Origin of the sequence: Streptomyces sp. NPDC002588, assembly GCF_040295925.1 — a bacterium.
GTDB lineage: Bacteria > Actinomycetota > Actinomycetes > Streptomycetales > Streptomycetaceae > Streptomyces.
Genome location: NZ_JBEOWF010000034.1, coordinates 64,258 through 91,098 on the forward strand (window position 1 = coordinate 64,258; position 26,841 = coordinate 91,098).

20 protein-coding genes are annotated in these 26,841 nt (G+C 74.7%); 13 read left to right on the forward strand and 7 right to left on the reverse strand.

The window, feature by feature from the left end:
* Positions 1–13 precede the first annotated feature (13 nt).
* From ABT057_RS32765 to ABT057_RS32785, 5 genes are read right to left on the reverse strand one after another with little or no spacing between them, the layout of a single operon-like run.
* A complete protein-coding gene (locus ABT057_RS32765; protein ID WP_352347281.1) occupies positions 14–772 on the reverse strand; it encodes a class I SAM-dependent methyltransferase in 759 nt (252 codons plus the stop codon).
* Complete coding sequence (locus ABT057_RS32770; protein ID WP_352347282.1) at positions 756–1,904, reverse strand: pyridoxal-phosphate dependent enzyme; 1,149 nt, start codon at positions 1,902–1,904, stop codon at positions 756–758. The genes ABT057_RS32765 and ABT057_RS32770 overlap by 17 nt, the downstream gene beginning before the upstream one ends.
* Positions 1,901–2,872 carry a formylglycine-generating enzyme family protein gene (locus ABT057_RS32775; RefSeq protein ID WP_352347283.1) on the reverse strand — a complete coding sequence of 324 codons (972 nt, stop codon included), beginning with the start codon at positions 2,870–2,872 and terminating at the stop codon, positions 1,901–1,903. The genes ABT057_RS32770 and ABT057_RS32775 overlap by 4 nt, the downstream gene beginning before the upstream one ends.
* Positions 2,869–3,501 carry a GTP cyclohydrolase II RibA gene (ribA, locus tag ABT057_RS32780; RefSeq protein ID WP_352347284.1) on the reverse strand — a complete coding sequence of 211 codons (633 nt, stop codon included), beginning with the start codon at positions 3,499–3,501 and terminating at the stop codon, positions 2,869–2,871. The genes ABT057_RS32775 and ribA overlap by 4 nt, the downstream gene beginning before the upstream one ends.
* Complete coding sequence (locus tag ABT057_RS32785; RefSeq protein WP_352347285.1) at positions 3,498–5,453, reverse strand: WD40 repeat domain-containing protein; 1,956 nt, start codon at positions 5,451–5,453, stop codon at positions 3,498–3,500. Before ABT057_RS32785 ends, ribA begins: the two co-directional genes overlap by 4 nt.
* Positions 5,454–5,743: 290 nt before the next feature.
* On the opposite strand from ABT057_RS32785, the gene ABT057_RS32790 reads away from it, so the two are divergent.
* Genes ABT057_RS32790 through ABT057_RS32805 form a run of 4 tightly spaced genes read left to right on the forward strand, consistent with a single transcriptional unit; the run spans position 5,744 to position 12,237 of the window.
* Positions 5,744–9,163: an ATP-grasp domain-containing protein gene (locus ABT057_RS32790; RefSeq protein WP_352347286.1), complete on the forward strand. Its 3,420-nt coding sequence runs from the start codon at positions 5,744–5,746 to the stop codon at positions 9,161–9,163.
* Entirely contained in the window at positions 9,160–9,705 is a 546-nt protein-coding gene (locus ABT057_RS32795) for an NADPH-dependent FMN reductase (RefSeq protein ID WP_352347287.1), read from the forward strand. The genes ABT057_RS32790 and ABT057_RS32795 overlap by 4 nt, the downstream gene beginning before the upstream one ends.
* Positions 9,706–9,719: 14 nt before the next feature.
* Positions 9,720–11,015, forward strand: coding sequence for an ATP-grasp domain-containing protein (locus tag ABT057_RS32800; RefSeq protein WP_352347288.1), 1,296 nt, complete (start codon positions 9,720–9,722; stop codon positions 11,013–11,015).
* Positions 11,008–12,237, forward strand: a complete 1,230-nt coding sequence (locus ABT057_RS32805; RefSeq protein WP_352347289.1) for an MFS transporter — start codon at positions 11,008–11,010, stop codon at positions 12,235–12,237. Before ABT057_RS32800 ends, ABT057_RS32805 begins: the two co-directional genes overlap by 8 nt.
* 161 nt (positions 12,238–12,398) lie before the next feature.
* Here the strand turns inward: ABT057_RS32805 and ABT057_RS32810 are convergent, their stop codons facing one another.
* Both ABT057_RS32810 and ABT057_RS32815 read right to left on the reverse strand, forming a co-directional pair.
* Positions 12,399–12,845 carry a hypothetical protein gene (locus ABT057_RS32810; RefSeq protein ID WP_352347290.1) on the reverse strand — a complete coding sequence of 149 codons (447 nt, stop codon included), beginning with the start codon at positions 12,843–12,845 and terminating at the stop codon, positions 12,399–12,401.
* A gap of 220 nt (positions 12,846–13,065) precedes the next feature.
* Positions 13,066–13,506: a GNAT family N-acetyltransferase gene (locus tag ABT057_RS32815; RefSeq protein ID WP_502974007.1), complete on the reverse strand. Its 441-nt coding sequence runs from the start codon at positions 13,504–13,506 to the stop codon at positions 13,066–13,068.
* Between the two features lie 135 nt (positions 13,507–13,641).
* Here ABT057_RS32815 and ABT057_RS32820 point away from each other — a divergent pair, with 135 nt between their 5' ends.
* The 9 genes from ABT057_RS32820 (at position 13,642) to ABT057_RS32860 (ending at position 26,692) form a co-directional block, all read left to right on the forward strand.
* On the forward strand, positions 13,642–14,631 hold the full coding sequence (locus tag ABT057_RS32820) for an NADPH:quinone reductase (RefSeq protein WP_352347291.1): 990 nt from the start codon (positions 13,642–13,644) through the stop codon (positions 14,629–14,631).
* Between the two features lie 73 nt (positions 14,632–14,704).
* The gene (locus ABT057_RS32825) at positions 14,705–15,268 is read left to right on the forward strand and encodes an SRPBCC family protein (RefSeq protein WP_352347292.1); all 564 of its coding nucleotides are present in this window, start codon (positions 14,705–14,707) and stop codon (positions 15,266–15,268) included.
* A 66-nt stretch (positions 15,269–15,334) separates the two neighbouring features.
* Positions 15,335–16,897, forward strand: a complete 1,563-nt coding sequence (locus tag ABT057_RS32830; RefSeq protein ID WP_352347293.1) for a class I adenylate-forming enzyme family protein — start codon at positions 15,335–15,337, stop codon at positions 16,895–16,897.
* A 173-nt stretch (positions 16,898–17,070) separates the two neighbouring features.
* Positions 17,071–19,050: an FAD/NAD(P)-binding protein gene (locus tag ABT057_RS32835; RefSeq protein WP_352347294.1), complete on the forward strand. Its 1,980-nt coding sequence runs from the start codon at positions 17,071–17,073 to the stop codon at positions 19,048–19,050.
* Positions 19,047–20,447, forward strand: coding sequence for a nitrosuccinate lyase (locus ABT057_RS32840; RefSeq protein WP_352347295.1), 1,401 nt, complete (start codon positions 19,047–19,049; stop codon positions 20,445–20,447). Before ABT057_RS32835 ends, ABT057_RS32840 begins: the two co-directional genes overlap by 4 nt.
* Before the next feature lie 51 nt (positions 20,448–20,498).
* Positions 20,499–21,878 carry a nitrate/nitrite transporter gene (locus ABT057_RS32845; RefSeq protein ID WP_352347296.1) on the forward strand — a complete coding sequence of 460 codons (1,380 nt, stop codon included), beginning with the start codon at positions 20,499–20,501 and terminating at the stop codon, positions 21,876–21,878.
* Between the two features lie 22 nt (positions 21,879–21,900).
* Positions 21,901–24,060, forward strand: a complete 2,160-nt coding sequence (locus tag ABT057_RS32850; protein ID WP_352347324.1) for a molybdopterin oxidoreductase family protein — start codon at positions 21,901–21,903, stop codon at positions 24,058–24,060.
* Positions 24,057–25,469 (forward strand): FAD-dependent oxidoreductase, encoded by a 1,413-nt coding sequence (locus tag ABT057_RS32855; protein WP_352347297.1) that lies wholly within the window; start codon positions 24,057–24,059, stop codon positions 25,467–25,469. Before ABT057_RS32850 ends, ABT057_RS32855 begins: the two co-directional genes overlap by 4 nt.
* Positions 25,466–26,692 (forward strand): FAD-dependent oxidoreductase, encoded by a 1,227-nt coding sequence (locus ABT057_RS32860; RefSeq protein WP_352347298.1) that lies wholly within the window; start codon positions 25,466–25,468, stop codon positions 26,690–26,692. Before ABT057_RS32855 ends, ABT057_RS32860 begins: the two co-directional genes overlap by 4 nt.
* The last annotated feature ends 149 nt before the right edge of the window (positions 26,693–26,841 follow it).

Here is a 26,841-nt window from a genome sequence, read left to right on the forward strand (position 1 = left end):
ACGGCGACGGAGGTCATCCGTCGGTTCTGCGGAACGACAGCGCCAGGTACTCGAGCCAGTGGCCCTGGTACCGGAAGTTCCGGTCGATCACCAGGCGGTCCGCGGGGGTGAGCCCGGCGCCGGTGTACAGGTCGGTGACGGCCTGTTCGGTCAGCCACCAGTTCAGCCGGCCGTCGGCCAGGGGGAGTTCGGCGATCTCGCCGTCGGGGCTGAGGAACACGCTGACGACGAGCATGCCGCCGGGGCGCAGCAGGCCGGCGCCGTGGGCGGCCCAGACGGGCCAGTCGGCGCGGCGCTGGTGGTGCAGGCAGCCGTTGTCCACGACGAGGTCGAGGCCGGTTTCCGCGACCTCCAGGAAGTCGCCCTGGCGGAATTGGACTTCGCCGCGTGCGGGTGGCGGGGCGTCCCACACGTCCAGCAGGTCCAGTCCCGTGGCGTGGGCGTCGAGTCCTTCGGCGAGCTCGGTGGTCTGCCGGCCGCGGCCGCAGCCGACGTCCAGGATCCGACGGCGCCCCGGCCGGGTGGCTGCGGGCGCCTGGGCGAGGGCGAACCGGGTCACCCGGTCGTTGGTCTCGGCTCCGGTCCACGAGTCACGGCCCTCGCCGTACCAGTTTCCGAAGGAGTCGGCGACGATCCGCCGGTATGCGCGGTAGCCGGAGGGGGTGCCGGTGGCCGGTGTGCCGGTGGCCGGGGTGTCAGCGGCCCTTGCGTCAGTGACCGGTGTGTCAGCGGCCGTTGTGTCCGTGGTCGGTGTGTCAGTGGTCGGTGGCATGGGCCCACTCCTCAGCTGTTCCGCGGCCGGCGGCGACGGCCACCGCGTGGCTGCCGCGTGGAGCCTGGTCGACGATGCGGGACGCGTGGAGCCAGGCGCCCGCGGCACTGCTGGAGACGGCGATCTGCTGGGTGCGACGCAGGTGCCGCATGGCGTCCAGCGCCTCGGCGTAGCCGGTCCGCGCGAAGGTGAAGTCGTCCTCGTACGGGGCCAGCAGCGGCTGTTTCAGGCCGTGGCCGAGGCCGCCGGTGCCACTCATGCGGCGGGTGCCGTCGGGGGCGCGGCCGTCGCCGTAGGGCGCCTCCTCGGGGAAGACGGCGATGGCCGGGCAGTCCGGCCAGCGGGTGCGCAGGGCCTGCGCGGTGCCGACGAGCGTGCCGGCGGAGCCGACCGCCGCCGCGAGCGCGAGGGGTCGTACGCCTTCCGCGGTGAGCCGGGCGGTGATCTCGGTGCCGGTGCGTTCGCGGTGCACGGCGACCGCCTCGGGGGCGCAGTGCTGCAGGAGCAGCCGGCGTTCCTCGCGGGCGGCGATGCGTACGGCCTCCTCCATCGCGCCGAGGAAGCCGGTGCCCTCGGATCCGTACGAGACCAGCGCGCCGTGCCTGCGCAGGGTGCCGACGAGACGTTCGGGCGCGCCGTGCGGCACGGCCAGGTGCAGGTCGAGGCCGAGCTCCGCGCACATCTCCGCGAGGGAGAGGGCGAGGGAACCGCCCGAGTACTCGGCCAGCCGCACGCCGCGGGTGCCGGCCCGGGCCACCGCCGCGCACAACAGGGCGTACGCGGTACGGGCCTTGACGGTTCCGGTCAGGTTGGCGGCCTCCGTCTTCAGCCACACGGTGCCCCGCCCGCCTCGGCTGGGCACGGGCACCAGCGGAGTGGCCCCCACCGCGGTCCGCAGCGTGGCCAGCCGCGGCAGCAGCCGCAGGGCCCGCCGCTCCAGCGGGGCGAAGGGCGCCTCGATGCCGGCCCGGTCGGGGGCACGGACGGCCAGTGCCCGCGTGATGCCGGCGAGTCCGGGCGGCGGGGGCGCGAGTCCGGCCCGCCCCGGGGGCATCGGCGGTGTCGCGGCGCCGGCTGTCGCGGTGTCCGTGGCCCCGGGCGTCCTCGGCCCGGTCCTCAGTGTCCCGCTCATGAGGGGCGCTCGCCGGTGGCGAGCCGGAAGCCCACCGGGTACAGCGGCCCGGGAAAGGCTCCGTGCCGGCGGCGGGTGCGGGTGAGGTCGCCGAAGCGGGCGAAGCTGCCGCCGCGGGCCACGCGGTAGGTGCCCATCGTCTCGACCAGGTGATCGGCGATGTGCTCGCCGCCCGGGTAGGGGACGTAGTCGTCGGCGGTGAACTCCTCCACGTTGCCGCCCATGTCGTGCGCGCCGAACGGCGCCTGTCCTGCCGGGAAGGCGCCGACGGGGGTGGTGGTGTGCACGCCCGACTCCCGGGTGTTGGCGGCCTCAGGGTCGAACCCGCCCTCCCACGGGTAGGGACGTCCTTCCGGTCCCTTGGCCGCGTACTCCCACTCCGCCTCGGTGGGCAGCCGCCACGGGTGGCCGGTGCGGTCGCTCAGCCAGCGCGCGTAGTGGTCGGCGTGCTCGGCGCGGATGCCGGCCACCGGGTGGTTGGAGCGGTCCCAGGGGTAGGCGCCCAGGTACCAGGTGGTGGGGCGGTCCTGCAGGCCGGTGTCGGCGAGGAAGTCGCGCCACTCGCCGTTGGTCACCGGGTAGCGGGCGATCCAGAAGTCGGCGACCTCCACGGTGTGTTCGGGTGTCTCCTTGACGATCCAGGACTCCTCCACGCCCTTGTCCGCCCAGGCCCGGGTGACGTACCCGACCTCTTCGGCGGGCAGCCCGATCGGGACCGTGGCGCCGGGGACGAAGCAGGTGGCCGGGACGGGGGTGATGCGCGGGTCGCCGAGCACGGCCAGGATGCTGCCGGCGGCGAGCCGTGCGGCCAGCGGCAGCTCGGGGTCCTCGACTGCGGCGGCCAGCCGCAGGGTGTCCGCGGAGACGGGACGCGCACGCGGGCGCTGGAAGCTGTGCACCCGGTCCGGGGCGGCGAGGTCCGCCTGTTCGGTGAAGTGCGGGGAACGGGCGATGTCTTCGAGGTTCATGCGCTGGCCTCCTTCAGCAGCGCCAGGGTGTGCCCACTCTTGGCCTTGGCGGACAGGTAGCGCTCGTTGTGCGGGGTGAGGTGGACGGCGGTGGGCAGCACGGCGTCGACCCGGATGCCGAGTCCGCGCAGCTGCGCCACCTTGTCGGGGTTGTTGGTCAGCAGCCGGACGCGGGTCAGGCCCAGCGCCCGCAGCATCGCGGCGGCGGCCCGGTAGTCGCGCTCGTCCTCGCCGCGCCCGATGATCCGGTTGGCGCGGAACGTGTCGATGTCCTGGTCCTGCAGGACGTAGGTGTCGAGCTTGTTGTACAGGCCGATGCCACGGCCCTCCTGGCGCAGGTACAGCAGCACGCCGCCCTCGGCGGCCATCGCGGTCAGCGCCTCGTCCAGCTGGGGCCCGCAGTCGCAGCGGGCGGAGCCGAACACGTCGCCGGTCAGGCACTCGCTGTGCAGCCGTACCAGGGGCACGCTGCGCGGCGCGTACGGCAGCACGCAGGCGACGTGCTCCTGCGCGTCCGGCAGGTGGTGGAAGGTGACGAGTTCGGCCGGCCGGCCGGCCGCGCGGTCGAGGGTGATGGGCACGCGGGCGCGGACCGAGGCGGTGTGCGGCAGCGTGGTGAGCGGGTTCATGCGGCCCTGCTTTCTGTCGTACGGCCTTCTGAGGTACGGCCTTCTGTCGTACGGCTTCCTGTCGTACGGCTTTCTCTCGCACGGCTTTCTCTCGCGCGGTCTTCCGGCGCGCCGGCGGTGAGCAGTTCGTTCAGGTGCAGCGAGGTCCGCACCTCGGGGCGGCCGGCGCGGTCGCGGCCGACGACCAGGACGCGGCCGTCCCAGCCGGCCACGGCGACCGAGCCGTCGGTGAGCCGCAACATGCAGGACAGGCCCTGGGCGAACTCGGCCAGCACCCGGCCGGAGGCGAGGGTGGCCGCGGAGTCCGCCCAGTCGACCTGCCAGGCGTGCAGCCCGAAGTCGTAGGAACCGGCCAGCACGACGGGCCGCTCGGCGTCGCCCAGCAGGGCCACGCACTTGACGGACTCGTCGGGGCCGAGCAGGGTCTGCACGTCCGCGGCGCGCCAGCCGCCGTCGGCCTGCCGGACGAGCCGGCCGACCTTGACGGTGTGGTCGCGCGAGGCACTGGCGGCGGCCTCGGAGCCGAGCGCGGCGACCGCGTTGACGAGGTTGCCGTGCTCCCACAGCTTGCTGCGCCCGCGCGGTCCGCCGGCCTCGACGGTGCGGTCGGTGGCCGCCGACAGGAACCCTCCGGCCACGGCGGTCAGTGACTTCACGGAGCCGTCGTGCGCGTCGATCCGCTCGAGTACGTCGAGGGTGCCGGGGTCGAGCAGGAGGAACTCGCCGTTGTAGGTGCCGGCGACGAGCGTGCCCTCGTGGACGGTGAGGGAGGGGACGGGTGCGCCGAGGCCGGGGCTGGAGGTGAGCGTCGTGCCGTCGTGGCGCAGTACGTGTCCGGAGTAGGTGCCGGCCCAGACGGTGTCGCCGTCGACGGCCAGGGACAGGATCGGACCGTCGGTGAGGACGGTCGTGCGGACCGCCCCGGTGTCCTCGGTGCCGGGTCCGTCGGTGCGTACGGCGACGACGAGACCGGAGTCGGTGCCGACGAGCAGTTCGTCGCCGCGTTGGGCGAGCGCGTTGGGGCCGTGGGTGGGGGTGTCGGGGGCGGCGGTCTCGCGGGCCGTGGTGAGGTCGTACAGGTGCGGGCCGTTCCAGAAGCTGCCGGCCGCGACGACGCCGCCCGCGACGGCCACCGAGCGCGGCCACACCCGGCGGTCCTCGACGCGGTGCAGGCGGGTGCCCACGACGTCGAACCAGTGCAGGGCGCCGTCGTAGGCGCCGACGACGAACGAGGAGTCGTCCTCGGCCCAGGCGACCGCGCGGGCCGCGGAGGTGGACACGGGGACCGTGCGCACCAGGTCGAGGCCGGCGGTGAGCAGGTCGACGGCGCCGTCGTCGCGGGCGACGGCGAGCAGCCGGCCGGAGTGGGACCAGGCGCAGCCCTCGATGGAGGAGTCGTAGCGGCGGGTGACCGGCGCGGCGGTGCCGTCCGGGTCGCTGACGGCCACCAGTCCGTCCTCGCCGACGGTGGCGACCAGGCCCTGTTCGCTGACGGACACCATCATGCAGTGCGCCTCGTGCGAGCCGACCTCGGCGAGGAAGACTCCGTCGGCGGCCGACCAGAGGGTGGCGCGGCCGTCCTCCGACACGCAGATGAGCCGTTCGCCGTCGGGCAGCCAGGCGACCGAGTTGATGTCGTCGGTGTGCCGGGCCAGAACGGTGCGCAGGGTGCCGCGGCCGTGCGCGTCCACCCGCCAGACCGCCACCGTCTTGTCGGCCGAGGCCGTGGCCAGCACCTCGGGGTCGACCGGGTTCCAGGCGGAGGCGTTGACCAGGCGGCGGTGGCGCAGCCGGGCCAGCGGAACGGGGCGGGAGGGGTCGCCGGTGTCCCAGACGATCACGGTGCCGTCGTACGAACAGGTGGCCAGGCGCTTTCCGTCGGGCCTGAATCCCACGTGGGTGAGGGGAGCCGAGTGGCCTGGCCCGGAGGCCGGGAGATCAATGGTTCGCACGCCGTCTCATCCTTTTCTCGGGTGACTCGGGTGGCTCGGATGGTTTCTCTGCCGAGCGCCGAAACTAGGCGGGCGGATTGACGAACAGCGAGCGGACGGCGCGCAATCCGGCAACTTCCGGTATTACGGCCCGCCTTGTTGACAGCAGGCCTTGACGTGCTTCAACACGTCCTCGAACGACCGCGCCGGCAGGCTACTTGACCCTTTCCTCCGGGGCTCCTTGAGGAGATCGGCGGTCGGGCGGACGCTGACCGCAAAAGCAGGACGACCGGGCCGGGGAGCTGAGCGGCGTGCACATAGTTCTGGTGGAGACAACGTCCGTCCGCGGATTCGACATGGTCGCGGAGATGGCGGACTCGGGAATCGAGGTGAGTTTTGTCACCGGGAATCTGGCCGCCTATCGCGGGAAGCCGGGATTCGAACTCGCCTCGCGCGCCGCGCGCCTCGTGGAAGTGCCGAACCCGGCCGCAGGAGACCTCGCGGCGCGGCTGCGCGGCAGGCTCGGCCCCACCCCGCCGGACGGGGTGATCGGCCGCGACGAGGTGTATCCGCACGCCGTCGCCGAGCTCGCCCGGGATCTCGGGGTGCCGCACGAGTCGCTCGACGCCGCACGGATCCTCGGCGACAAGGCGGCCGTGCGCGCCCGCCTCGCGGAGCACTCCGTCGGCTCGCTGGACTGGCGGGTGGCCGCCACCGAGGCCGAGGGGCTGGCCGCGGTGGACGAGATCGGGCTGCCCGTCGTGGTGAAGCCCACCGCGGGCGGCTGGTCGGTGGGTGTGACCGTCGCGTGGACCCGGGCGGCGGCGGCCCGTGCGCTGGCCGAGGTGCTCGGGGTGCCGGCGGGGCGGGACGGGGCGCCGCCGAGGGCACTGGTCGAGCAGTACGCGGTGGGCCGGCACATCAGCGCGGAACTGCTGGTGCAGGGCGAGCGCGTGGTGCTGCTCGGGTTCGCCGAACGGCTGCAGGCGCCGCCCGGCCAGGCCGCCGAGCTGGGCGGCCACTTCCCGGCCCGTATCGACCAGGAGGCGGCGGCACGCGCCTTCGTCCACGACGCCGTCCGGGCGCTCGGCATCCGTGCGTCGGCGGTCCACGCCGAGCTGCTGCTCACGCCCACCGGGCCCGAGCTGATCGAGATCAACGCGCGGATCGCCGGGCATGTGGTGGCCCGTCAGATGTCCCTGGCACTGGGCCGCTCGCTCACCCGGGACCTGGTGGCGCTGGCCGTCGGGGAACCGGTCCAGGAGGCCGCCCCGGCGGAGACGGTCGTCGCCCTGCACCAGCTGTACAGCCCCGTGGCGGCGGTGGTGCGCGGTGCGAAGCCGGCGGACGCGCTCGCCCCGGACGTGATCGAGACGCTTGTCACCGTCGAGCAGGGCGACCACGTCCGGCCCCTGCGCACCAACCACGACCGCTTCGGCTACGTACTGGCCCGGGGCCGCACCGGTGAAGAGGCGGCGGCGACGGCCGCCGAGGCCGCGGCGCGCGTTCTGGGGTCGCTGGAACTGGAACTGGAGCCGAGTGCTCGGCCGGCTCGGTCGCCGCGGTCTGCGGCGGAGCCGCTCGCCTCCGGCGACGGCGTCCCCTCAGGGGACCATCTGCTCCTTCTGCTCGGTGCCGACGACCCCGTCGAGCGGATCCTCGCCGCCCTCGGAGCGGTCACCGCGCGGCTGAGCGTGGCGTGGACCGGGGGGCCGGACGGCGAGGACGCGGCGCGCGCGCTGTGGCGGCGGCAGTATCACGGGCGGTGGCACAGCGCCCCGACGGGAGCGGACATCCGGGCCGCCGCCCGTCTCGTGCACGCCGCCGAGCCGGTGCGGGCCGCCCTGACCTTCTCCTCGTCCCCCGTGTCCGCGCAGCTCCGCGACGGTGCCCCGGTCGCCCCGGCCACCGCTCCCCCACCGCACGGCCACACCGTCGTGGTGGCCGCCCACCGCGACGACGTCCGCGTCCTCGCCGTCGTCGACGAGGAACCGGACACCCGTCTGTGTCCCTCGGGCCTGCCCCCGCGGCTGAGCGCGTCGCTCGCCCGACGGGCCGTGCGCGCGGTGCGCGACGCCCGGCTGGAGGGGGTGGTGCGCTGTGTCTTCCCCACCGGCGGACCGGACACCCACGCACCCGCCTCCCGGCCCCCCGTCCTCCTCCCCGGCCTGGACGCGGCGACCGTCGATCTGTGCGACGCCACCCGCACCCGCAGCCTCGTCTGCGCCGTCGCGGAGATCGCCCTCGGCCGTGCCCCGCGCGGGGCCGCTCGCGGGACGGTCGCCGTGCAGCGGGAGGTGCGGACGCCCGCCCGGCGCTTCCGCGTGGTCGAGGCCACCACCGACGCTGAACTGAGCGCCTGGCCGGGCCTGTTCAGGGCGCAGGTGTTCATGGGGACCGGCGCTGTCCACGACGGCCGGGAGGCCGCCGTACGGGTGCGGCACACCGTGGTCGCGGACGGTCACACGGCGGCGCGGGAGGCCGCCGCGCGGCTGGAGAGGGCGCTCGTCCTGCGCACCGCCGAGCGGGACCGTACGCACGTCCTGCTCCTGGACCGGCTCGGGGCCGGCACCTGGACCCTGGCCGACGGCACGACCCCCGTACTGCCCTCAGACCGCTTCCGGACGAGCGTGCTGACCTCGGCCGACGGGTCCGGTCCCGCCGCGCTGACGGTGCGCACCGACCTCGGCGACGGCCTCGCGCTGGACGCCCTCGCCCGTGCCGTGCACGCGGCGCATCCGGTGCACCGGGTGGCCGCCATGTCGGAACGGCTCCTCGAACCGGCCGCCCGGCTGCGGGAGTTGCTGCGGGTGCCGGGCGAACGGCCCGAGGACGTACGCCGTTTCGTGGACAAGGCCGTCATGAAGCGGATCGCCCGACGGCACGGGATCCGGTGTGCCGACGGGCTGCTCGCCCACACCCCCGAGGACGTGACGGAGATGTTCGACCGTCACGGCAAGCTCGTGCTCAAACCGCGGGCGGCCTCCGGCTCCCAGGGTGTGGCCGTCATCTCGTCCTGGCCCGCCCTGCAGGCCTGGCTGCGCGAGGAGTTCGTACCGGGCACGCAGCTGTGCGAGGAGTTCGTCGACGCCCCGATGTGCCACATCGACGCGGTCGTGCGGGACGGCGTACCGGTGTGGAACGTGTCCGCGTACGAGCGCGACACCCTGGCGCTGCGCAGCGGCCGGCCCCTGTCGTCGGCGAGCGTCGCCGACCCGGCGGTGCGGGCCGCGGCCGGCCGGCTGCTGGCGCAGGTGGTGGACGCCTGGCGGGTCCGCTCGGGCGTGCTGCACCTGGAGGCGTTCGTGACCGGCGAGCGGCTGACCTTCTGCGAGGTGGCCGCCCGGCCCGGCGGCGCCGGCGTCGTGGAGGCGTTCCTCGCCACCCACGGCGTCGACCTGCGCCACGCCAAACTCCTCGCCGACGCGGGCGAGGACCCGCTCACCGGGCGCCGGGAGCCCGTCGCCGCCCACGCCGGCTGGACCGTGCACTACTGCGGCGGCGGCCGGCTGCTGGAGTACGACGACACGGCGGTGGCGCCGTACGCCCACGTCCGGTCCGTGCGGGCGCGCGTCGGCGAGACCGTCCCCGCCTCGACGTTCTCCGGCACCGGCGTGAGCACCCATGTCTTCGTCCACGACGACCACCGCGAGCTCCTGCGGCTGCTGGCCCGGGCCGAGCGCGAGATACGCGTCGTGACCGGCCCGGCGGACGAGGGGGTACGGCGATGATCCTCGGTCTCCTCGGCAGCGCCGCCAAGGACTCGGTGACCCGCGAGGTCCTGCTGCGGGCCGGCGAGCGCATCGCCCGGGCCGGCCACGGTTTCGAACTGGTCGACCTGGCCGTGGAGTTCCCCGAGCCGCACGCCCTCGCGGACTACGAGGACCCGCCGCCGGGCAGCCAGACGGCGCTGTTGCGGGCCCGCGTCGCCCGCGCCGACGGCGCCGTGCTCGCCACGCCCGTCTATCACGGCTCCTACAGCGCGCTGTTGAAGAACGCGCTGGACCACCTCAGGGGAGACGCGCTGGCCGGACGGCCGGTCGGCCTGATCGCCGCGGGCGGCGGGCCGCGCGGCGCGGGCACCGCCTGCGACCAGCTGCGCACCGTCGTCCGGGCGCTCAGCGGCTGGGCGGCGCCCACCCATGTCGCCACCACCGCCTCCGACCTGCTCCCCGGAGAACCCCTCGACTTCCTCGACCGGCGGCTCGACGTGCTGGTCGGCGAACTCCTGTCCTTCCGTTCGGCCCCCGCGTCGTTTCCCGTCCTCAGCTGAAAGGCCTCACCGCCATGGGTACCCCCCATCTTCTCCTCCTCGCCGGGATCGGCGGCCACGCCCCTGACGAGGCCCTCGCATCGCTGGCCACCGTCACCGACACCGTCAGCGTCGTGTACGTCACCGCCTGGCGCCCTTCCGGGCAGGTCCGGGCCGACTGGGAACGGCGCGGCCTCGGCGGCGAGTTCCTGGACGCCCCGGACCTGGACACCGCGGTCGAGGCCGCCCTCGGCCTGAACGGCCGGCTGCCGCTCGACGGCGTGGTGACGTACTCGGAACTGCTGCTGCGCCCGCAGGCCGAGATCGCCGACCGGCTGGGGCTGCCCGGCAACCCGCCCGAGGCGGTGGCCGTCGCCCAGTCCAAGGCCCGCCAGCGCCTGGCCTTCGCCGAACACGGTGTGCCCTCCCCCGAGTTCGAGGTGATCACCAGCGAACGGGACCTGGCGGCGGCCGCCGCCCGGGTCGGGCTGCCGGGGGTGTTCAAGCCGTCCCTGGGCGCGGGCAGCCAGAACGTCCGGCTGGTGTCCACCTACGCGGAGCTGATCCACGCCTTCGGCAGCGCGCGCGCCGAGAGGACACCGTTCCTGCAGTCGGACGAGGCGTATCTGCTGGAGCAGCGGATGGCGCTGGAGACGGACGGCGACAGCGGCTACGCGTCCTACTGCAGCGTGGAGTCGCTCCTGACCGACGGCACCGCCCACCATCTGGCGGTCTCCGACCGGCTGCCGCTGGAGCACGGCTACGCCGAGGAGGGCCTCGTGCTGCCCGGCAGGCCGGACGGCGCGACGCGGGCGGCCGTCGTGGACGTGGCCGACCGGGCGATCCGGGCGATCGGGCTGACCTGCGGCGCGGTGCACACCGAGATCGCGCTGACGCCCGACGGCCCGCGCGTCATCGAGGTCAACGCGCGGGCCGGCGGGCCGCTGCCCACCATGTTCAAGGTGGCCGCCGGGTACGACTACGCCGCCGAGACCGGCCGCAGCGCGCTCGGCCTGCCGCCGGCCCGGCTGCCGGAGTTCACCCGGGTCGCGCTGCTGCGGTTCCTGCCGATCCCGGCGGGCAACTGGCGGCTGGCCGGCCAGACCCCGGTCGCGGAGCTGCTGCGCGCGTTCCCCGAACTCGTCTACGTCTCGCCCCGTTTCGCGCCGGGTCAGCGGGTCGGCCGCCAGGGCACCCTGCACCTGGCCAGCTTCATGGTGGACGCCCCCGACCGGGCCGCCGCCCGCGCCGTCACCCGGCGGGTGGAGCGGGCCCTGGCGATCCGGCTGGTGCCGGGACTCGACGCGCCGACGGGGGCGGACCGTGACTGACCACGACACCGTGACCCGTACGGCCCCGCCCCGCCGGTTCTACGTGGTGGGCCTGTGCGACGCCCTCGGCCTCGGGATGTACCTGTCGTCGTCGGTGCTCTTCCTCGACCGGGCGACCGGTCTGACGAATCAGCAGATCGGCCTCGTGCTGAGCACCTCGGGCGTGGCGTCGCTGCTGGGTGCCATGCCCATCGCGCGGGCGGCGGAACGGTTCGGCATCCGGGCGGTGCTGAGCGTGCTGTTCGCGATCCGTTGCGCGGCCTTCCTGGCGCTCGCGTCGGTCGCCACCTTCGGGCAGGCGCTGGCCGCGGCGGCGGTGGCGGGGGTGCTCAGCCGGGGCATCGGCCCGCTGATCGAGTCCGGGCTGATCAGCCGGGTACGCGACGACCGGGCCGTGGGCACGCTGGCGCGGCTGCGGACCCTGCGCAACGCCGGCCTGGCGGCGGGTGCGCTGCCCGCGGGCGCCGCGATCGCCGTCGGTGAGGCGTGGGCGTACCGGGCGGTGCTGGTGGCCTCCGCGGCGCTGTTCCTGTGCTGTGTGGTGGTCTGCCGCGGCTTCCCCGCCTCGGCCGCCACCCCCGGCCGTCGGGGCGGTCGCGCCCGTATCCTGCGCAACCGCGCGTTCCTCGCCATCACCGCGCTCTACGGGGCGTTCACGCTGTCGGCGCTGCTGCTGGGCATCGGGATGCCGCTGTGGATCGTGCAGCGGACGCAGGCGCCGTCGTGGACCGTGACGCTGATCCAGTTGCTGAACACGGCGGTCGTCGTGGCGTTGCAGGTACGGCTGAGCAAGGGATCGGAGCGGCCGACGCGGGCCCGGGCGCTGATGTGCGGCGGGGGTCTGCTGGCCGGGCTCGGCGCGCTGGTGGTGCCGCTGACGGCGCTGGGCTCGGGAGGGTTCGCCTTCGCGGTCGTGGTGGTCGCGGCGCTGCTGCTGTCGCTGGGCGAGCTGCTGATCACCGCGGGCACCACCGGAGCGGCGCTGCAGCACATCCCGGAGGGCCAGAAGACCAGTCATCTGGCGGCGCTCAATCTGGGGTTCGGGGTGACGACGGTCGTGGGCCCGCCGCTGATCAGCACCAGCGTCGGCTGGGAGTGGGCCGGCTGGACGGGCTGGGCGGCCTTCTTCACGGTCCTCGGCCTGCTCGCCCTGCGCGTCCCCGGGCCGCCGGCCCGGGTCCGGCGGGAGGAACAGGAACAGCGGACGGCTGCCGCGATCTGAGCGGCCCGCTCCCTGCGACGGCCGCCGGGGCCGGGCAGGCGATCACCGGGGTGCCGGCCGCCGGGGCGAGGCCCGCCTCCTCCGGCACTCCCGGCATCGCCTCCCGGGCCGGACCGGGGCCCTGGCGGTGGAGGCGGTCGCCGGGCCTCCGCCGACGGCGTTCATGTCCCGGACCGGTCCCCGTCCGTCGGTCGGCAGCCGGCGGGAGGGCGGTAGAGGTCACCGTCGTGTCCCCCTTCCTCGTTCTCCCCGTACGCGATCCGCTCCAGCAGCGAGCGCGCACCGGCCCCGGCGTCCGTGGCGCCTGCCTCGGGTGCCTCGGGTGCTTCGGCCACGGCGGCCAGCTGTCCGAGCAGGGCCGCCAACCGGCCCTCGCCGACGTAGAACACGGCCACCGCGCCCTCCCGGATCACCTCGCGGACGCGGTCCGCGGTCAGTTCGTGATCCCCCGCCGAGGCGGTCAGCAGCCGGCGGGCGAGGCTCCGCTCCAGCGGGCCGGGGCACCAGGCTCCGGCGGCCAGCTCCCGGGCCAGGGCGGCCGTCAGCTTCACGAGCAGCTCGGTGACCGATGCGTCCTGCCCGCTTCGGGCGAGAGAGGTGTCGGACATGTGGTGGGTTTCGCTTCCTCGTCGTACCGACCGCGCCGAGCACACATGCCTGCGGCGCGGACGCCGCGAACACGGCGCGCCCTCACGCTCGACGGCAACGGCCAAGCCGTGACCAAGGCCCGGCCAAGCCGGCCTCGTCCGGGAGGTCTCGAACCGCTCGGCGGCCGGCTGCCGGCCGATGCCGTCGACGACCGCGGCACGGCACCGCCCGGCCGAGGCGTCAGCCGTTCTCGACGTCGAGTGTGAAATGCAGCGCCGAGATCGCCATCCGGCGGGCGTGGTAGAAGCGGTGGGCGGCGAGGTTGGTGGTGCCGGAGTCGAGTTCGACCCGTGCGCAGCCGGCCGCGCGGGCCCGTTCGGTGAGGTGGGCGACCAGGGTCGCGCCGATGCCTGCCGAGCGGCGGGTGGCGTCGGTGACGAGGTCGTCGACGAAGAGGATCCGGCCCCGGCTGGTCGCCAGGACCCTGTGGGTGGCCACCGCGACGCAGTGGCCGTGGGTGTCGTAGGCGGCGGTGAAGATCAGGCCCTGCGCATGCGCCTCGACGGCGAACCGGTCGAAGTCCGCCTCGGTGAGCGCCGGCCTCAGGGCCAGCAGCAGCGGTCGTATGTGCGCGGACATCCGGCGGTCGCCGGGTGCCACGTCGGTCGGGGTGAGGGACACGACGGGCAGCGTAGGCGAACAACTTCCCTGCAGCGAGCCCGAGTTGACACACGGGACGGCGACCTGACGGACCGTGGCCCGCGATCGGCGCAGGATCTGCCGTGCGGCGCCGGGGCGCTGCCAGACTCGGCGCCCATGCGTGCCGCTTACACAACCCAGTTCGGCTCCCCCGACGTCATCCGCCACGGCGAGCTGCCGCCGCCCGTGCCCGGCCCGCACGACGTGCTGGTCGATGTCGAGGTGAGCGCCGTCAACCATGTGGACACCTTCGTCCGTTCGGGTGTCTGGCGCACCCCGCTGCAGTTCCCCTTCGTCATCGGCCGCGACCTGGTCGGCACGGTCGCCGCGGCCGGTCCCGGCGCGACCGGCTTCCGGGTCGGCGACCGGGTGTGGTGCAACAGCCTGGGCCACGACGGCCGGCAGGGCGCCGCCGCCGAGCAGGCGGTGGTGCCCGTGGACCGGCTCTACCACCTGCCCGACGGGGCGGACCCGGTGGACGCGGTCGCCCTCGCCCACCCGGCCGCGACCGCGCACCTGGCGCTGTTCACCCACGGCCGGCTGCGCGCCGGCGAGACCGTCGCCGTGCTCGGCGCGGGCGGCAACGTGGGCAGCGCGGCCGTCGTGATGGCGAGCCGGGCGGGCGCCCGGGTGATCGCCGTCGCCTCCGCCCGCGACGAGCCGTACATACGGTCCCTGGGCGCCGACCATGTCGTCGACTACCGCTCCGCCGACGTCGCCGGGCGGATCCGCGCCGCCGCGCCGGACGGCGTGGACGTCCATGTCGACACCTCCGGCCGCAACGACCTCGAGTCCGCCGTGGACCTGCTGGCGAGCCGGGGCCGGATCGTGCTGCTCGCCGGGCTGCACACCCGCCCGGTGCTGCCCGTGGGGGCGCTGTATCTGATGGACCGTTCCGTGCGGGGCTTCGCCATCTCGCACGCCGACACCGCCCAGCTCGCCGACGCCGCCCGCGGCATCAACGGGCTGCTGGCGGCCGGCCGGCTGCGCCCGCGGGCCACCGAGGTGCTGCCGCTCGCCGAGGCCGCCGAGGCGCACCGCCTCCTGGAGGAGGGAAAGGTGCGCGGCAAGCTCGTCCTGCGCGTACGGACCGCCGAAAAGGAATAGCAGGCAATTCGACTTGACGGACCCCGGCCGGATTCATTGCCCGCGGCATCCGGCAATCAGCAGAATTACCGCCATGACAGTAACCGACAACGAAACCGTCATCAAAAATTCCCCGCTCTTCGAACTCGACGCCCGAATTCGCGTCGCCGCGAGCCCCGCGGAGATCTACTCCGTGGTCAGCGACCTGACCCGCAGCAAGGAGTGGAGCCCCGAGTGCATGGGGGGCGAATGGATCGAGGGCGAGCCCTCCGCGGTCGGCTCGGTCTTCCGCGGTGAGAACCTGCGCAGCGAGGACGTGGTCGGCTGGGCGCCGCTGGTGCGCGGCACCTGGTACACCGAGGCCCGGGTGGTGGCCGCCGAGCCCGGCCGGACCTTCCGCTGGATGATGCTCACCCACGCCCGCGAGGACCAGGAGTCCGTCTGGGGCTTCGACGTCGAGGACGCGGGCGACGGCACCTCCTGGCTGGTCCACCACTTCCGGATGGGCAAGGCCACCGCCGGCATCCACAAGATCGTCGCCGATCTCGACGAGGACGCCCGCAGGCGGTTCGTCGCCGACTGGACGACAAAGCTCGAGCAGGACCTGGACGACACCCTGGCCCGTATCAAGGCCGTCATCGAGAGCGGCGCGAGCTGAGGAATCGGCCGAGTAATTCGACACCTCCCTTCAGGAATCCGCAGCCATGGACGAGAGATCGGTCATATGTTTCTCCAGCGAATAGGAAGCAAGGGAATTCGGCTGGGCACGCTCTTCGACCGAGCGGCGGCCCGGCATCCGGCGAATCTCGTGATCCTCGACCACGACCTGGACATCGCACCCCACCTCGGCCGGCGCATGACGCTGACCGAACTGGCCGACCTGGTGGACGACTTCGCCTCCCGGCTGTGGTCCGTCAAGGTGCGGCCCGGGGACCACGTCGTGGTGCACAAGAGCGACGGCTTCGACATCACCCTGCTCGCCTGCGCCATCGCCCGCACCGGAGCCGTCCCGGTGCTGCTGTCGCCGAAACTGGACGGCGCGACGGTCGCCGAGCTGCTGCGCCGGGTGGGGCAGCCGTTCCTGCTCACCGACCGGGACAAGCTCGAACACCATCTGCCCGCCGAGGTCTTCGGCCTGTCCCGCAGGGTGCTGCTGGCCTCCGGCGAGCACGAGGGAGCGACCTCGTTCGCCTCGCTGGCCGGTGCCGAGCGCGTCCCGGCGGTGGCCATGCCCATCGACCACCCCACGCTCATCACCCACACCTCCGGCACGACGGGCACCCCGAAGCTGGCCGTGCACACCGGTATGAGCTTCCAGGCCCGCTACCGGCCGCAGGCCACCGTCGTCCGCGCCGCCGTGCGCCGCAGCGAGCCCATCGCCGTGCATGTGTCGTTCGTGCACTCGCGGCTGTTCACGGCGATGCCCATCTCGATCCTGCAGGGCCATCCGCTGATCGTCCTGCGGGACGACGACCCGGAGACCGTGGGCGACCTGTTCAGCCAGGTCCCGCCCGGGTTCATCGAGGCCCATCCCAACACGTTCCTGCGCTGGGAGGTGCTGGCCGACGACCCGCGGGGGCCGCTGGCGAACGTGAAGTACTTCTCCAGCACCTTCGACGCCATCCACCCGCGCACCGTCAACACCCTGCTCAAGGCCTCCCGCCGCAAGGGGCGCCGCTTCGCCCAGGCCTACGGGCAGAGCGAGGTCGGTCCGATCGCGGCCCGCACCTACTCCCTCGAGGACGGCGCCGACTTCAACGGCCGCTGCGTCGGCGTGCCCTTCCCGGGCATGACCGGGGTGCGGGTGGTCAGCCGCAACGGGGCCCCGGTCAGCAAGGAGAACCCGGGATTCATCGAGGTCAGGAGCGACGGCAGGATCGTCACCTACCTCGGCGAGCACCAGCGCTGGCAGAAGCAGGTCCACGACGGCTGGTGGCGGATGGGAGACCTCGGCTACCGCACCAGGTGGGGCTGTCTGCACCTGCTGGACCGTGAGGTCGACGAGATCCCCGGCGTCCAGTCCACCCTGGAGATCGAGGACAAGCTCTTCACCCGCCTGCCCGCGCTGGTCGAGGTCATCATCATCCCCGGTCCGGACGGCCGCGCGGTACCGGTCGTGTGCACCCGGGACGACGCTCCCCTGGACGAACTCGCCTGGAAAACGGCGGTCGTCGACCTGCCGGCGCTGGCCGACCCGGTCCAGTGGCGCATGGAGGACCTCCCCCAGACCGCCACCACCAAGATCAAGCGCCTGGAGCTGGCCCGCCTCCTGGCAGCCGGCGGGTAACCGCCCTCCCGCGTTCGCAGACCCACCGGAGCCGGGGCCGCACCCGCACACACCCGCACCCGCACCCGCACGGGAGCGGCCCCGACCCCCGCGCATCCCCGTCCACGACCCGGCGGTGCCGGCCCTCCTTTCCCCACCGCCGATGCCACCCTGCCCAGAAACGGAGTATCCGCATGAGCAGCACCCTCGAGGTCTGCGTCATTGGTGCCGGCCCTCGCGGGCTGTCGGTGCTGGAACGACTGCTGGCCAACGAGCGCCACGCGCCCCGGCACAGCGCGGTGACGGTCCACGTCGTCGACCCCTCGGCACCCGGCGCCGGCACGGTGTGGCGCACCGGGCAGTCCCAGCATCTGCTGATGAACACCGTGGCCTCGCAGATCACCGTGTTCACCGACGACAGCGCCCGGATCGAAGGCCCCATCGAGCCCGGCCCCAGCCTCTACGAGTGGGCCCGGAGCCTGGCCCTGCTCGGCGACCCGGCCGAGTTCGGCACCGCCGTCCTCGACGAGGCCCGGCGCCTGGGCCCCGACTCCTACCCCACGCGCGCCTTCTACGGCCGCTATCTGCAGAACTGCTTCGAGCGCATCGTCCGGTCCGCCCCGGCCCACGTCGAAGTCCGCACGCACCGCTCCCGCGCCGTCGCCGCCGCCGACACCCAGGGCGTGCCCGGCGGCCCGCAGGGCATCCGCCTGGAGAACGGCACCCGGCTGAACGCGCTGGACGCCGTGATCATGGCCCAGGGCCACGTCCCGGCCCGGCTGTCCGCCCGCGAGGCCCGCACCGCGAGCCTGTCGCGCATCCACCACCTCACCTACGTCACCCCGGCCAACCCGGCCGACCTCGACCTGACCGGTATCCGCCCGGGGCAGAACGTCCTCGTACGCGGTCTCGGTCTCAACTTCTTCGACCACATGGCCCTGTTCACGCTGGGCCGCGGCGGCCGATTCGAACGCACGCCGGGCGGCGGGCTGGTCTACCGCCCCTCGGGCCAGGAGCCGAAGCTGTACGCCTTCTCGCGGCGGGGCGTGCCGTACCACGCGCGCGGCGAGAACGAGAAGGGCGCCACCGGCCGCTACTTTCCCCGCCTGCTGACCGCCGAGTACATCGCGAAGCTGCGCGAGCGCTCCGCCACCGGCGTCCCCGTCTCCTTCAGCACCGACCTGTGGCCGCTGATCTCGCGCGAGGTGGAGTCCGTCTACTACGGCGCCCTGCTCGCCGAGCGCGGCGACGGGGAGCGCCGGGAGGAGTTCGCCGAGCGGTTCCTCGCGCTGGAGCCGGACGCCGACCCGGCCGACCTGCTCGACGCGTACGGCGTCCCGGCCGGGCAGCGCTGGGACTGGGAGCGCCTGTCCCGGCCGTACGGGCAGCGGGAGTTCGCCGACCGGGAGGAGTTCACCGGCTGGCTGCTCGGCCATCTGCGGCACGATGTGGAGGAGTCCCGCAAGGGCAACGTCAGCGGTCCGCTCAAGGCCGCCCTGGACGTGCTGCGCGATCTGCGCAACGAGATCCGGCTCGCGGTCGACCACGGCGGCCTGGACGGCAACTCGCACCGCGACGATCTGGAGGGCTGGTACACCCCGCTCAACGCGTTCCTGTCGATCGGTCCGCCGGCCTCCCGCATCGAGGAGATGATCGCCCTGATCGAGGCGGGCGTGCTGACGCCGACCGGCCCGGGCACCCAGGTCCGTATCGACACCACCGCCCAGGTGTACGTGGCGACGTCGACGGCCGTGCCGGGCGAGCCGGTGCGGGCGACGGCCCTCATCGAGGCCCGGCTGCCCGAGCCGGACCTGCGCCGCACCGACGACCCGCTGTTGCAGCACCTGCTCGACACCGACCAGGCGACGCCTTTCCGGATCGCGGGCGCGGGCGGCACCAGTTACGAGACCGGTGGACTCGCCGTCACCGAGCGCCCGTACCGGCTGCTCGACGGGCGGGGCCGCGCCCACCCGCGGCGCTTCGCCTACGGTGTGCCCACGGAGTCGGTGCACTGGGTGACCGCGGCCGGCATCCGGCCCGGCGTGGACTCGGTGACCCTCGGCGACTCCGACGCGATCGCCCGCTCGGTGCTGGCGCTGCCGCCGGTGGCCCATGTGCCCGTCGGCGTGCGGCCGGTGGACGCCGAGGGCGAACTGCCCGGGGTGATCGTATGACCTCGCCGCCCGACGACCTCGCGGACGTCGGACTGCTGTCGCCGGTGCGGGCCGGCACCGCCGTCGAGGCGGCCACCGGCGACCGGGCGTGGCTGCAGGCCATGCTGGACGCCGAGGCCGCCCTGGCCCGGGCGCAGGCCTCGCTCGGCACGCTGCCCCGGGAGGCGGCCGAGACCATCACCCGGATGGCGCGGGCGGACCGCCTCGACGTACGGGCACTCGCGCTCGCCGCACGGGAGACCGCGAACCCGGTGGTCGGCCTCGTGAAGGCGTTCACCGCGGTGGTGGCCGAACAGGACGCGCGAGCCGCCGAGTTCGTGCACCGTGGCTCCACCAGCCAGGACGTCCTGGACACCGGCACCATGCTGGTCGCCCACCGGGTGCTCGGAATCGTCCGGGCCGACCTGCGGCGCACCGCCGGGGCGCTGGCCGGGCTCGCCGCCCGGCACCGGAACACCCCGGCCGTCGCCCGTACGCTCGCCCTGCACGCCGTGCCGACGACGTTCGGGCTGCGGGCGGCCGGCTGGCGGCAGCTGGTCCTGGACGCGGAGGCCCGGCTGGCCCGGGTCCACGAGGGCGGGCTGCCCGTCTCGCTCGGCGGGGCCGCCGGCACACTGGCCGGCTACCTGGAGTACGCGGTCGTCGGCGACGACGGCCGGCGGCCCGATCCCGGCGACTACCTGGACCGGCTGGTCGACGCGTACGCCGCCGAGACCGGCCTCGCCCGCCCCGTGCTGCCCTGGCACGTGCTGCGCACCCCGGTCGCCGACCTGGCGTCCGCGCTGGCCTTCACGGCCGGTGCGCTCGGCAAGATCGCCGTCGATGTGCAGTCGCTGGCCCGCACCGAGGTCGGCGAGGTCGCCGAGCCCGGCGGGGCCGGCCGGGGCAGTTCCTCCGCCATGCCGCACAAGCGCAACCCGGTCCTCGCCACGCTGATGCGCAGCGCGGCCCTTCAGGTGCCCGCTCTGGCCGGCGCGCTCGTCCAGTGCCTGGTCTCGGAGGACGAGCGGTCCGCCGGCGCCTGGCACGCGGAGTGGCAGCCGCTGCGCGAGTGCCTGCGGCTGGCCGGCGGGGCGGCCCACACCGCGGTGGAGCTGGCCGAGGGCCTTCAGGTCAGGCCGGAACGGATCCGGGCCAACCTGGAGTCGACGGGCGGTGGGACGGTGTCGGAGCGCGTCGCCGCGCAGCTCGCCCCGCTGCTCGGCAGGGCCGGGGCCAGGAGCCTGGCGACCGAGGCGGCGCGGACGGCGGCCGACACCGGCCGCCCGCTGGCCGAGGTGCTGGACGACCTGCCGCACCTGCCGTCCGGACTCAGCCCGGGCCTGGCCGAGTTGTGCGACCCGGCCGCCTACACCGGCGCCGCGACCGCCCTGGTCGACCGTGCCCTGCGGCACTGAACCCGCGCACCCCCGTCCCCGCAGTTCCCCCGCCAGAAAGCCGAGGAGAAGATGACCAGCGCACGCACCGCGCGAGGGCGGTGGATCGAGAACTGGGACCCCGACGACGAGGACCTGTGGGAGCGGGGCGGCGGCCGTCGCGTCGCCCGGCGCAACCTGGTGCTGTCCGTGCTCTCCGAGCACATCGGCTTCTCGGTGTGGAGCATGTGGTCGGTCCTGGTGCTGTTCATGTCGCCCGGGATCGGACTGGGCTTCGCCCCCGACGAGAAGTTCCTCATGGTGGTGGTGCCCACGCTGGTGGGCGCGCTGCTGAGGCTGCCGTACAGCTACGCGGTGACCCGGTTCGGGGGCCGCAACTGGACCGTGTTCGCCTCGCTGGTGCTGCTCGTCCCGGCCGCTTCGACGGTCTGGTTCGTGCAGCGGCCGGGCACCCCGCTGTGGGTGTTCCTGCTGATCGGCGCCACGGCAGGGGCGGGCGGCGGCAACTTCGCCTCCTCGATGACGAACATCACCGCGTTCTACCCGCAGCGGCACCAGGGGTGGGCCCTCGGGCTGAACGCGGGCGGCGGGAACCTGGGCGTCGCCGCGGTCCAGCTGCTCGGCCTGCTGGTGATCTCCACCGTCGGGGACACGCATCCTGCGTACGTCGCCGCGTTCTACCTGCCGCTGATCGCGCTGGTGGCGGTGCTGGCCGCGCTGCGCATGGACAACGTGACGGTGCTGCGCACCGAGCGGGGCGCACAGCGCGAGGCCGCCGCGAGTGCCCACACCTGGACGATCTCGCTGCTGTACGTCGGCACCTTCGGCTCGTTCATCGGCTTCGGGTTCGCCTTCGGGCTCGTCCTGCAGAGCCAGTTCGGGTCCACGCCGCTCGAGGCCGCCTCGTTCACCTTCCTCGGGCCGCTGCTCGGCTCGGTGGCCCGTCCGCTCGGCGGCAGGATCGCCGACCGGTTCGGCGGGGCGCGGGTGACGCTGTGGGCGTTCGCCGGGATGGCGGCCGGGATCGGCGTGCTGCTGACGGCCACCCGCAACGGCTCGTTCCCGTTGTTCCTGGCCGGGTTCACCTCGCTGTTCGTGATGAGCGGCATCGGCAACGGCTCGACGTACAAGATGATCCCGGCGGTCTTCGCCCGGCAGGCGGAGGTCGCCGTCACCTCCGGCCATGACGCGACCGCCGCCTTCGCCCGCTCCCGCCGGCTGTCCGGAGCCGTCATCGGCATCGCCGGGGCGATGGGCGCGCTGGGCGGTGTCGCCATCAACCTCGCCTTCCGCTCGGCCTACGGCCGGCTGGGCACCGGCGAGCCCGCGTTCTACGCCTTCCTCGCCTACTACGCGCTGTGCGCCGCGGTGATCCGGGTCGTGTATCTGCGGGGCGGGCACAAGGCGGCTCCCGTGTCCGCCGGCGAGCAGGCATGGACCCATGTCGGCTGAACGGGACGGCGCGGTGCGGGCCATGGCGGCCGCCCGGGGCGGCCCGCGGGAGAGCACCACCCACTGCCCGTACTGCGCGCTGCAGTGTTCCACCGTGCTGTCGGGCGAGCGCACCGAGGTGGCCGTGCGGCCCTCGGCCGACTTCGCGGTCAACCGGGGCGGGCTGTGCCAGAAGGGGTGGACGGCGCCCGCCGTGCTCGCCGCCCCCGACCGGCTGCTGACTCCCCTGGTGCGCGGGGCCGGCGGCGAGCTCGAGCCGGCCGGATGGGACGAGGCGCTCGACCTGGTGGCCGGGCGGCTGACCCGGATCCGGGCGGAGTACGGCGCCGACGCGGTCGCGGTGTTCGGCGGCGGTGGCCTGACCAACGAGAAGGCGTACACGCTCGGCAAGTTCGCGCGGGTGGCGCTGGGCACGAGCCAGATCGACTACAACGGCCGGTTCTGCATGTCCTCGGCGGCAGCGGCGGCCACGGCGGCCTTCGGGCTCGACCGCGGGCTGCCGTTCCCGGTCACCGATCTGGACGGGGCCGACGTGATCCTGCTGGCCGGGGCCAACCCGGCGGAGACGATGCCGCCGCTGATGCGGCATCTGGCGGGGGCGGAGCTGGTCGTCGTCGACCCGCGGCGCACCCGCACGGCCCGGCAGGCCGCGCTGCACCTGCAGCCGGTGCCCGGCACCGACCTCGCCCTGGCGCTGGGCCTGCTGCATCTGGCCGTCACCGAGGGCCTGGTCGACAAGGAGTACGTGGCCGAGCGGACCGGCGGTTTCGACACGGCCTGGGAGCGGTGCGTGGCCTGGTGGCCGGAGCGGGTCGAGGAGGTCACCGGCGTGCCGGCGGCCGACCTGCGCACGGCGGTGCGGATGCTCGGCGACGCCCGCCGCGCCTACGTCCTGACCGGCCGGGGCGCGGAGCAGCACAGCAAGGGGTCCGACACGGTCGCCGCGTTCATCAACCTGGCCCTCGCGCTCGGCCTGCCGGGCCGCGAGGGCAGCGGTTTCGGCACCCTGACCGGGCAGGGCAACGGGCAGGGCGGCCGGGAGATGGGCCAGAAGGCCGACCAGCTGCCCGGCTACCGCTCCCTCACCGATCCGGCGGCCCGCGCGCACGTGGCGTCCGTGTGGGGGGTCGACGCGGACGCCCTGCCGGGGCCCGGCCGCAGCGCGTACGAGCTGCTGGACGCGCTCGGCCGCGACGGAGGCCCGCGGGCCCTGCTGGTCTTCGGCTCCAACCCGGTCGTCTCGGCACCCCGGGCCGCGCACGTCACCGAACGCCTGGGCGCCCTCGACCTGCTGGTGGTCGCCGACTTCGTGCCGTCGGAGACGGCGGCCCTGGCCGACGTGGTGCTGCCGGTGGCCCAGTGGGCCGAGGAGGAGGGCACGCTGACCAGCCTGGAGGGCAGGGTGCTGCGCCGCCGCGCCCATCTGACGCCGCCGCCGGGTGTGCGCACCGACCTGGAGGTCCTGCACGGGCTGGCCACCCGGCTCGGCCAGCCCGCCGGCCGCTTCTCCACCCGCCCCCGCGAGGTCTTCGACGAACTCCGGCGCGCCTCGGCCGGCGGCCCGGCCGACTACTCCGGCATCAGCTACGCACGGCTGGACGCGGGCGAGGCCCTGCACTGGCCCTGTCCGACGGAGAACGGCGTGGAGAACGGCGCCGGGAGGAGCGACACCGGAGGGGCGCGGACGGACGCGGCCGAGAGCCACCAGGGCCACCCGGGAACTCCCCGCCCCTTCCTCGACCGGTTCGCGCACCCCGACGGCCGGGCCCGGTTCGCGGCCGTGGAGCATCGGGCCGCCGCCCGGGAACCCGACCGCGCGTTCCCGCTGTACGGGACGACGGGGCGGGTGCTGGCCCAGTACCAGTCGGGCGCGCAGACCCGCCGGGTGCCCGAGCTGGTCGCCGCCGCGCCGGAGGCGGTCGTCGAGGTGCATCCGGACACCGCCCGCCGGCTGGGCCTTGCCGACGGCGGGTTCGCCGACGTCGGTTCGGTGTACGGCGCCGTCCGGGCGCGGGTGCGGCTGACCCGTACCGTGCGCACGGACACCGTGTTCGTGCCGTTCCACTTTCCGGGCGCCGCCCGCGCCAACCTGTTCACCGGCGACGCGCTCGACCCGCGCAGCCGTATGCCGGAGTTCAAGGTGACCGCGGTGCGTGTCACCCCGGCGGGTGAGGGACCGTGAGCGGCGTCGTCGTCGCGGGCGGCGGTCCCGCGGCGCACCGGCTGGCCGCCCGGCTGCGGCGGTACGGGTACGCGGGCGGGGTGACGGTGGTCGGCGCCGAGCCTCGGCCCGCATACAACCGCGCCCTGCTCGGCTCGGTCCTCGACGGCCGGCTCGACGCCGGGCGGCTGTCGCTCCCCGCGCTGCCCCCGGACGTACGGCAGCTGACCGGCGTCCGGGTGCGGGGCGTCGACCGGGTCCGCCGCACGGTGCGGCTGAGCGACGGCCGCACACTGCCGTACGACGTCCTGGTGCTGGCCACCGGCGCCCGGCCCCGCGTGCCGACGGTGCCGGGCCTGGTCTCCGCGCCCGGACGGCTCGCCGAGGGCGTGCGCACGGTGCGCACCGCGACCGACTGCCGTCCGCTGTCCGAAGGGCCCGCCGTGGTCCTGGGCGGCGGTGTCCGCGGCGTCGAGTCGGCGCTGGCGCTGCGCCGGGCCGGGCACGAGGTGGCGCTCGTCCATCCCGCCGCACGGCTGATGGACCGTCATCTGGACGCGCCCGCCGCCTCGGTGCTGGCCGACTGGCTCGCCGACCAGGGTGTCACGCTGCACCTCGGCCACCGGGTCGGGGAGTACACGCCGGGCAAGGTGGTCCTGGACGACGGCCAGGTCCTCGCGGCGGGCACGGTGCTGCTGTGCACGGGCACGACACCGGAGACCCGGCCGGCCCGGGCGAGCGGTCTCGAGGTGCGCGAGGGGGTGGTCGTCGACACCCGGCTGCGCACGAGCGACCCGCACATCCACGCGATCGGCGACTGCGCCGAGCACGCGGGCACCCCCGGTGGGACGGTGCTCCAGGCGTGGGAACAGGCGGACGCGCTGGCCCGGATCCTCACCGGGCGGGGGACGCCGTACACGCCCGGGCGGCGCGTGCTCAGGCCGCACACACCGGGCAGGGACGTTCTCGTCCTGCCGGCGGCCGGGCCGCGGCCGGCGCCGGACCCCGCCGAGAGCGTCGCCCTGCTGGACCGGGCGGGCGGCCGCTACGCCCGCCTCGTGCTGCGCGACGGACGGGTCCACGAGGGGATCGTCATCGGCTCGGCCTCCGCCGTGGCGGCCGTGAGCCGGCTGTACGTGCGTGACACGCCGGTGCCCTCCGATCTGCTGGCGCTGCTGACCGGCGCCGACGGGGAGTACGAGGGCGACGGGCAGCCGCCGGAGGAGGCTGTCGTGTGCCACTGCAACAACGTCACCCGGAAGGCCCTCACGGACGCGTGGCACTCCGGCGCGCACGACCAGCCGGCCCTGGCCGGGGCGACCCGGGCGACCACCGGGTGCGGCAGCTGCACCTCGGTGGTCCGCGACCTGTGCGCGACGCTCGCCGCCGCCGGCACCGCCCCCGAAGCCCCCTTTGGAGGAACCCCGTGACGACGACGCGCACGCTGGTCGTGGCAGGCCACGGCATGGCGGGCCACCGCCTGGTCGAGGAGGTGCTCGGGCAGGACCGGCACGGCGAGTGGCGCGTCGTCGTGCTCGCCGAGGAACCGCGGCCCGCGTACGACCGGGTGGCGCTGTCCTCCCTGGTGGACGGCGCCGCCCCCGAGGACCTCGCGCTGGCCGGCCCCGGTCTCCTCGGCGACCGGCGTCTCGATCTGCGCCTGCGCACCACGGTGACCGGGGTCGACCGCGGCGCGAGGACGGTGACCTGCTCGGACGGCAGCGTGGTCGGCTACGGCGCGCTGGTGCTGGCCACCGGGTCGCAGCCGTTCGTGCCGCCCGTGCCCGGACATGATCTGCCGGGGTGCTTCGTGTACCGGACGGTGGAGGACGTCGAGGCGATCCGGGCGGCGGCCGTCCCGGGCCGCGCGGCGGTGGTGGTCGGAGGCGGGCTGCTGGGCCTGGAGGCGGCCAACGCCCTCCTGCTTCTCGGCATGCGCCCCCATGTGGTCGAGCGGGCCCCGTGGCCGATGGCGCAGCAGATCGACGAGGGCGGCGGCCGGGTGCTGGCCGAGGCGATCGGCGGGCTCGGCGTGCGGCTGCACTGTCCGGCCGTGCTGCGCGCGGTCGGGGCGGGGGCGGACGGCCGCGTGGAGCGGGTCGAGCTGGCCGACGGGACGTCACTGGACGCCGGGCTCGTCGTCTTCGCCGCCGGGGTCCGCCCGCGCGACGAACTCGCCGCCGTACTCGGGCTCGAACGCGGTGAGCGGGGCGGCTTCCTGGTGGACGAGTGGTGCCGGACCGCGGACGACCGGATCTGGGCGATCGGCGAGTGCGCGGCGGTCGGGGGACGCTGCCACGGGCTGGCGGCGCCGGGCTTCCGGATGGCCGAGACCGTGGCCCGGCAACTGCTCGGCGCCCCGGCCGACGCCTTCGCCGGAGCGGACGCCTCCGCGAAGCTCAAGGTCCTCGGCATCGAGGTGGCCGGATTCGGCGACGCCCACGCCCGCACCCGGGGCGCGATCGAGTACATCCGGGACGACCCCCGCAGCGGCACCTACGCCAAGCTGGTGCTCGCCTCCGACGCCCGCACCCTCCTGGGCGGCGTCCTGGCGGGCAGCACGCACGCGTACCCGGTGCTCCGCACATTGACGGGGCGCCGGCTGCCGGCGGCTCCCGAGGAGTTGCTGACCGGCACGCCGGGTAGCCGGTAGCGGGCTCGCGCACGCGCCGAGACCCTGCCGGGCATCCGGGTGCGGAGGAGACCGGATGCCCCGGCAGGGTCTTTTCTCGCGGGCCCGCGACGGGGGTGGGCGCGGGGCCGCGGTTCGGGGTGGTCAGGTGGCGTCCCGGGCGGCACCAG